Raw genomic sequence first — 1,220 nt, forward strand, 5'->3', positions numbered from 1 at the left:
TGGAGTGGGTATGATGAATTGGACACCTAGTTAAGAGCGAAAGGTGTTCAAGATGACCCAAAGAAGAAAGCGATACGACAGGCAGTTCAAGGTCTCGGCGGCAAAGGTGGTCCTGTCCGGGGAAATGACGGTCAAAGGCCTATCGGAGGAACTCGGCATAAAGGATTCGACGCTGAGAAGATGGGCCCGCGAATACGAGGAGATGGGAGACGGCGCGTTCCCCGGAAACGGCTCCCCGAAGATCAACAAGGACTACGAGATCGTGAAGCTCAAGAAGAAGGTCGAGGAGCTCGAGCGCGAGAACGAGATACTAAAAAATTTCCGGGCCTTCTTGAGTCAAGACCATGCGTGAGGTTCGAGTTCCTCAAAGAGCATAGGGGCGAGATTGGCCCCATCAAGAAGGCATGCGGGCTGATGAAAGTCTCGAAATCCGGTTTCTACGAGTATCTCGGCCGGAAGAAGTCCGACGCCCAGATAGAGCGGGAGGCGATCGAAGGTTTCGTCGTCGAGGCCTTCGAGCGGCATAAGGGCCGTTACGGCTACCGGCGCATCAACCGCGAACTGCGAAAAAGCGGCATCGTCGTGAGCGAGAAGCGCGTGCTCCGCATCATGCAGAAGCTCGGACTTGCCGGAAAGGGCGCGACCCGAAAACACCGCATCCAGAAGAAGGTCGAGCCGGGAGACCCTCGGTTGAACCTGGTAGAGCGCGCTTTCACCGTGGGCGAGCGCAACAGGCTTTGGGTGGGCGACATCACCTACATACCCACAAGAGAAGGGTGGCTCTATCTCGCAGCCGTGATAGACGCCTTCTCCCGCAAGGTCGTGGGCTGGTCAATGTCCGAGCGCATCACCGAGAAGGTCGCGATCGACGCGATGGAGCAGGCGGTCGGCAGGGAGGGTCCGCCAGATGACGGCAGCCTCGTCTTCCATGACGATCGGGGCGCGCAGTACACCTCCCGTTCCTTCCAGCGGTGTCTGGACTCGCATGGCATAGTCCAGTCGGTATCAAGGCCCGGCACGCCGCTGGACAACGCGGTGGCCGAGTCGTTCTTCAAGACGCTGAAAAGGGAATTGGTGAAAGAGAGGGACTATGGGACGAGGGACGAGGCCAAGCAGGACATCTTCAAGTACATAGAGCTCTATTACAATAGGGTGCGCATGCATTCCACCCTGGGCTACATGTCTCCAGTGGAATACGAGCGGCAATACGCTTGAGGATC

Annotated in this window: 1 protein-coding gene and 1 pseudogene; both read left to right on the top strand. The window is 57.7% G+C overall.

Annotation, left to right across the window (positions count from 1 at the left end; translation table 11 throughout):
* Positions 1-52 precede the first annotated feature (52 nt).
* A pseudogene (locus AAAX34_RS09400) lies at positions 53-292 on the top strand (transposase); the annotation flags it as partial.
* Positions 181-1,215: an IS3 family transposase gene (locus tag AAAX34_RS09405; protein WP_349111071.1), complete on the top strand. Its 1,035-nt coding sequence runs from the start codon at positions 181-183 to the stop codon at positions 1,213-1,215. The pseudogene AAAX34_RS09400 and the gene AAAX34_RS09405, both read left to right, overlap by 112 nt.
* Positions 1,216-1,220: the final 5 nt, after the last annotated feature.

It is taken from the genome of Collinsella sp. CLA-ER-H4 (assembly GCF_040092395.1).
GTDB lineage: Bacteria > Actinomycetota > Coriobacteriia > Coriobacteriales > Coriobacteriaceae > Collinsella.